Raw genomic sequence first — 6,073 nt, forward strand, 5'->3', positions numbered from 1 at the left:
AACAAAAAATATAGTAATATTCAAAATGATACTTTTAAAATATCTTCGAGCAGCGCCTAAATATATTGTCTTAATTTGTATTATTATTTTAGGATACTTTTATTTCAGTCAACATACTGAAAATATTATGCAATTTTCTCTTTTTGAAGGATCAGAAAAGACAATAGAAAACCCCGTTCAAAATCCGAAGTCACAATTGGTTGATTATGCAAACCAACAAGACGCAATCCAACAAAATGTGGTGTTGCATTCAGAACCAATCGCATCACAATTTTATGAAGAAAATGTGCCGGTCTATTCCGGTGCTATACAGGTCACAAGTGGTGTGACCTTTAAAATGATCACGCTTGTAGATGATGGGTGGAGAAAAAAGATCATCCGTGATATCCGATTATATGGTGTGGAAAGCTGTGAAACACGACAATTTGCCTCACGCAACGGAGTTAAGTGGCCTTGCGGTGCTTTTGTTACGGCTTGGCTTGTTTCAAAAACAATTGATAAAAAGGTTACTTGTCGGCAAGCACGTGTCGTTCAACAGGTTCATTATGCACAATGTTTTGTAGATGGGGTTGATCTGGCGCGGTTGGGGCTGGCAGAAGGGTTGATGGTGTTGACAAAAGATCAGCATCATTTTCCATCCCCCGCAGACTATAAAACCCTACAATCTGCTGCTCAAAAAGCACAAAATGGCTTGTGGTCGAGCCAATTTCAACAACCAGAAGATTGGCGAAGAGATCATGGAAGCTATAATCCCATTGACCATAATTAATATTGACCATTATTGATAAAGCGTCTTTTCAAGCGCTATTTAAAAATCAAGACAATATTCTACTGCAAATCTTATCAGAAAAAAGTTAATGATAATCCACACACTCCTTGGTGGACAACGCTCTTCATGGAAAATTGTTGTGTTTAAAATATCCTATAGGTTATTTACTACAGCGCTATGGGAGAGCGCGTTTCCTTCCCCTAAACAAAATAGTCATTGTAACAAACATGAGTGTTCAGAAAAATATAAACACATGCAAACTATTGATGTGACCTATGGTCATGAAAAAAGGCTTATGAAAAAATAGAGAAAGGCAGAAACGGAACATCATCTCCTTCAAAAAACAATAAATGGCTTCAAATCAAACCAGAACTTTTAATGCAAGCTTTGCCTCATGTTGCTATGTTCATGAAACATGGGTTGCAATCTGAAAGAGAGTGTAGCGGTTCTATGGAATTTTTAGCAAAATGAAGGGGATTTTTTTCAGGTATTTGAAGAAGCTAAAGAGACTATGAGGAAAAAAATGTGCTTTCTTTTATAACAAAAGAAAGCACATTGAGAGGGGGATTTAGAGTGACAGCTTTACATATTTTACTTTGAAAAGCGGTCTTTTTTATCTTTTTTCCACAAAAAATAAGTTGCAAGTCCGAGAATGGGAACACTCAATTTGGCAAAAGGGAGATGTTGACTGAGAGCTGCAAGGCTGGAAACAGTCGCATCTGTCATGAGTTTGTGGCGTTGTTCTTCTGTCTTTTTTTGTTGGTCATAGCGTTGATAAGTTTTGAGAACGCGACTGATAATAAGACCTAATCCCGCAAGAGAAAGACAAATTAAAAACATGATACTGGCGGCAGCAAGAGGCTTCATAACAGAACATAACGCAATAAAACCGATGGTACATAAAAAAAGCAAAGACATGAAGAATGAAATGCTAATAAACCCATAGAAAATTGCTTGAAGGCGTACTTGCTTGACTGTGCTTTTAAGCCCTCCACCGACAAGATGGTTTAAAAGAGGAGCGATAAACTTATGCATTGCTTAACGACGTAGTAATTGAGAAAGAATAAAACCAACGCCTGCTGCAAAAAGAACACTTTTGCCAGGATTTTTGCGAACGCATTGATTCATAGTTTGTTCAAGATCACTGATTTTGTCTTTTGCTTGAGACATCATGTCTTCACCACTTTCTTTCGCTGAGTGATATAGTTTTTCCGCTTTGTCTTTGGCGGCGTTGAATTTGTTTGCACCAAGATCTGTTAGGGTTGAGGTAATCCCTGAAATTTCAGTGCGTAACGTTTCTAATTGTCCTTGTAGGTCTTTTTGTTGGTCTTTTTCTACGGCTGATTTACCGTGCTGTGTTGTTTTATTATGGGCCATGGTATTTTTCCCTCTTGATTCATTATATTTGTATTGGTGTGTTCATAGTGATTATTTGCATTGGAGTGAAAATTTTCACTGCTTGAGTAACGCCAAAAGCTTTTTTTGGTTCCTTTCATTTTGTCGAATTTAAAACTGTTTTTGATAAAATAAATCTTTCCTATACGATATGCTTTGTCTGTAAAGGGTCGCATCTGTTGAGAATTGTCTTATGCTTTTGCAGTAATTTAGCACCATTCTTCAGTTTCTCGTGGCGCAGTTTTTTTATAAAAGTTTTTTAAAAAGCGTGTTGAGGTTTATTTTTTAGGCTTGTGACAGGTAAAAAACATCGTTGTTGCGATTTTGCGGCAGAAGTACTGTCATTTTTATGCTTTTGAAGAAAAGAAAAAGAAAAGAATATTGCGGCTCTTTGCTCTCTATGTATTTGGGGGCAACACGCGCTGCCCATGATACTTTTGGTCAGTTTAAGATATTGCGATAGTTCTTTTTTTAAAACGTAAGGTATATTTTTATTTTAGGATAGGAGAGGTACTTCAGTGTAGGGGTTGTTAGAGATGTGCATATCCTTTTCTTCAAGAGTTTTATGATATTTTTGCTGCTTGTTTCATGTAAGAAAATATTTTGTTGGATTTAAAAGAGCCGCTGAAATGAGAAAAGCTTTGCGATATGAGAGATTTATTTGACAGGAACGATGATAAATTATTCTTATAAATTAAAATATTATATGCGATACTTCTTGTAAGTTTATCATTTTGCCTAATTTATGCAATAAATTGATTGGGTAAGATAAACTTGTTGAATTGTTAGAGAAAAATTTCTTGAGTAATTTCTTTAGAATTAAGAGAGAGAGCTTGTGAAATAAAACTATACTTGATTTATCAAGTTTTCTTTCTTAAGAGGAATACACAAGTGACGTTAAAAGGGTCGTGGCATTGTGGAAGAGTGATGCTATGCGGGGTGACGATCCAGCTCATAAATAAAGATAAGAGCACAAGAATGTGAGATAAAAATGGAATCTGAAACAGTCCCTTTAGATAAAACAGTCCCTTTAGATAATATGTCTTCTGTATTGACAGTGCATGATTTTTCTCCTCTTTCTATGTTTATGGCTGCTGATTGGGTGGTGAAAGCCGTTATCATTATTTTGTTACTTGCTTCACTTGTGTCTTGGACAATTGCTTTTGTGAAAATTGTCGAGATCACTTTGGTAAAACGAAGAGTACGTCATGAACTTCAATTGGTTCTAAATGCTCAGACTCTTACGCGTTTGGCAGCTAGCTTGAAAGAAAGCAAAGGAGCTGGTGTGTTTTTTCTCAAAGAAGTCCTTAAAGAGGTGTATCTTTCTGCACAACAGGTTCATTTTTCTGCTCCTGAAGGGATAAACGAAAGCTCTGGTGAAAAAAACAGTACAGGGGAAAGTGCACAAACGATTGAAGATATTCTCTTTTATGAGGAGAGCAATCAATATGAAGATGTTTCCCGCGATGTTCGCGATGCTAAGGCTCGTGATGTTCATGAAGGTTTAAAAGAAAGGGTTCATTCACTTTTGTCACGCTGCTTGCTGGCTGCTACACGCCGTGTTGCATGTGGAAGCGCTGTTCTTGCAACTATTGGCGCAATTGCTCCTTTTGTTGGTCTTTTTGCAACTGTTTGGGGAATTATGAATTCTTTTATTGGGATTGCTCAGTCTCAAACAACGCGACTTGATGTGGTGGCGCCTGGAATTGCTGAAGCCTTATTCGCAACGGCTGTTGGGCTTTTTGTGGCTATTCCCGCCGTTGTTATGTATAATAGCCTTATGCGTGCTTTGAGTGGTTATCGCAGTGATTTAGGCGATATCGCTGCTGCTCTTGAAAGGCTCTTGAGCCGTGAACTTGATAGACAAAGACAACAGAAAAGTCATAAAAAATGAAAGCAAGCCTTAATAATGATTGGGATATAGACGAGAGTGGGTTGCAAAGCGAAATCAATGTAACCCCTTTTATTGATGTTGTATTGGTGTTGCTTATTGTTTTTATGGTTGCTGCGCCTTTGGCAACATCTGCCATTTCCGTTCAGCTTCCTTCTATAACTCAAGCACCTTCAGTGGTTCAGTCTGATGAACCTCTTTATGTTACGTTGCAAAAAGATCGTTCTCTTTACATTGGTGATCATCTTGTAGAACAAGCAGCTTTGAGAGAAGCTTTGTTGAGGGAAACGACGCAAAATTTAGAGGCAAAAATTTTAATCAAAGCGGATAGCGAAATTGATTATGGTACTGTCATCGATTTATTAAATCAAATACGCATGGCTGGATATCATAAAATCGGTCTTGTAGGATTGCAAAACTCTACCAATCTTGTTTCAAGAGGTGAGATCAATAATAAAACAACAGGGATAGCGGATGCTGCTGTCGATGGAGCGGGTGGTAACGTTGTGGGGCATGTGGATGCTGTAACAACGGGCACTGCGGGAAACGCTAATATTCCAGCCGATGTCTCTGATCAGTGATAAAAAACAGCCTTTGTTGCAGGAAGCAAAGCATATTACTCAAAGTCGTAGAGTGAAATTGATGAGGGTTCCGTGGATTTGTTAAACCAAATACGCATGGGTTTGATATTATGCAGGGGGTTCATATATCGAATCGGTTTTTTTAGGATTAAGCTCTACTCATCTTGCCGCAAGAGGTGCGATCAAGAAAACAGCAGAGGCGATTGTTGTGTATCTTAATACATCTTAAAGCCTTTTTTGCGGCGGTGTTCATAAATGGTATATAAAAAGCAAGTAAAATAAAATAGTTATGTCTAATATGGGGGAATAGGTGAATCTTGATTCTATTGAGTTTTTTTGCCTCTATCCCTCATCTTTTTGAAGCTTTTTTATCGCCTCTATAGCTAACCTTTTACGGTCTGCGCTCTTTGTGTAAAGAGATGCCATAGCATCATTTGTCCAGCCAAAGAGTGCTTTCAATTGCGATACCGTTGCACCCGAATTTGCTGCGCGTGTTGCGGCTAATTTCCTTAATCCATGCGCCGATTTTTTAATTCCAGCCGCATTACAAGCGTCTCTAAATGTATCGCCAAAGCTTTCTTTGGAGAGTTTTTGATTAGTTTTACTACAGATGAATGTTTCTACTCCAATAGGACCAGCTTCAAGCGTTTTGGCTAATTCCGGTAAAATAGGTAGAAAGACATCTGTTTGGAATTTACTTTTCTCTGTTTTGAGATGAATAATATTGTCTTTGACATCTTTCCAGCCAATGCGAACCGCATCACCACGACGTAAGCCCGTATACAAAAGGACATCAATCCAGACACGTTCATGGGTACCATGGGACCATCTTTGATAATATTTCTCAACATCTTCTTCTGTCCAAACAGGAAACCCATCTTTGTTGTGAAGGGCTGGTCTTTTAACACCTAAGGCTGGATTATTTTCTAAAAGACCTTGGTCAATCGCCCAATTAAAAAGCCCATTAAGGGCTTTCAGAAAGTTTCTAGCCATTGCTGGTGTTTCTTTGCGTCGTTCAACGCCGGCTATGATATGTTTCTTTTCAATTGCTTTGTATGGAATATTTCCTATGGAGTCGCATATCTTCATAAGAATGTATTCTTTTTGTTTCTTTGTAGTATTAGAGTAGCTATGCCAATTAGAGCTGTTAAAGTATTGTTTAAGCAGCCATGCAAATGAACCTTCAACAAGTTTACCGGTTTTTGATTTAGGAAGTATAAGTCCTTGTAACTCGGCAAGTGCGCTTTTGTAGTTATCAACAAACTCTTGCGTTCCATAGGTACCGCGTATTCTAATGCGTGGTCCATGACCAATACGTACATACCATACAATTTTGCCATGTTGAGTAATTTGTTTAACGAGATGAGGAGGACGTGGTTTTGGCATGGTATTTTACATCTTAAAGAGTGCGGTTTCGTAATATTCATTCTTTGACAA

At 38.0% G+C, this 6,073-nt stretch carries 6 protein-coding genes; 3 read left to right on the forward strand and 3 right to left on the reverse strand.

What is annotated here, in order from left to right:
- The first annotated feature begins 25 nt into the window (after positions 1 to 25).
- Positions 26 to 769 (forward strand): nuclease, encoded by a 744-nt coding sequence (locus ACFILO_RS03760; protein WP_375677855.1) that lies wholly within the window; start codon positions 26 to 28, stop codon positions 767 to 769.
- Between the two features lie 591 nt (positions 770 to 1,360).
- On the opposite strand, the gene ACFILO_RS03765 is transcribed toward ACFILO_RS03760, so the two are convergent.
- Positions 1,361 to 1,804: a hypothetical protein gene (locus ACFILO_RS03765; protein ID WP_375630503.1), complete on the reverse strand. Its 444-nt coding sequence runs from the start codon at positions 1,802 to 1,804 to the stop codon at positions 1,361 to 1,363.
- 3 nt (positions 1,805 to 1,807) lie between these two features.
- Positions 1,808 to 2,146, reverse strand: coding sequence for a YqjD family protein (locus ACFILO_RS03770; RefSeq protein ID WP_375631984.1), 339 nt, complete (start codon positions 2,144 to 2,146; stop codon positions 1,808 to 1,810).
- 1,009 nt (positions 2,147 to 3,155) lie between these two features.
- Between ACFILO_RS03770 and ACFILO_RS03775 the strand changes: the two genes are divergently transcribed.
- A complete protein-coding gene (locus ACFILO_RS03775; RefSeq protein WP_375621589.1) occupies positions 3,156 to 4,058 on the forward strand; it encodes a MotA/TolQ/ExbB proton channel family protein in 903 nt (300 codons plus the stop codon).
- A complete protein-coding gene (locus ACFILO_RS03780; protein ID WP_375621588.1) occupies positions 4,055 to 4,636 on the forward strand; it encodes a biopolymer transporter ExbD in 582 nt (193 codons plus the stop codon). The genes ACFILO_RS03775 and ACFILO_RS03780 overlap by 4 nt, the downstream gene beginning before the upstream one ends.
- Positions 4,637 to 4,978: 342 nt before the next feature.
- Here ACFILO_RS03780 and ACFILO_RS03785 read toward each other — a convergent pair whose 3' ends face one another.
- Entirely contained in the window at positions 4,979 to 6,022 is a 1,044-nt protein-coding gene (locus ACFILO_RS03785) for a tyrosine-type recombinase/integrase (RefSeq protein WP_375677856.1), read from the reverse strand.
- Positions 6,023 to 6,073 lie beyond the last annotated feature (51 nt).

The organism is Bartonella sp. AP72JLCBS (assembly GCF_042195705.1).
In the GTDB taxonomy this organism is placed as follows: domain Bacteria; phylum Pseudomonadota; class Alphaproteobacteria; order Rhizobiales; family Rhizobiaceae; genus Bartonella.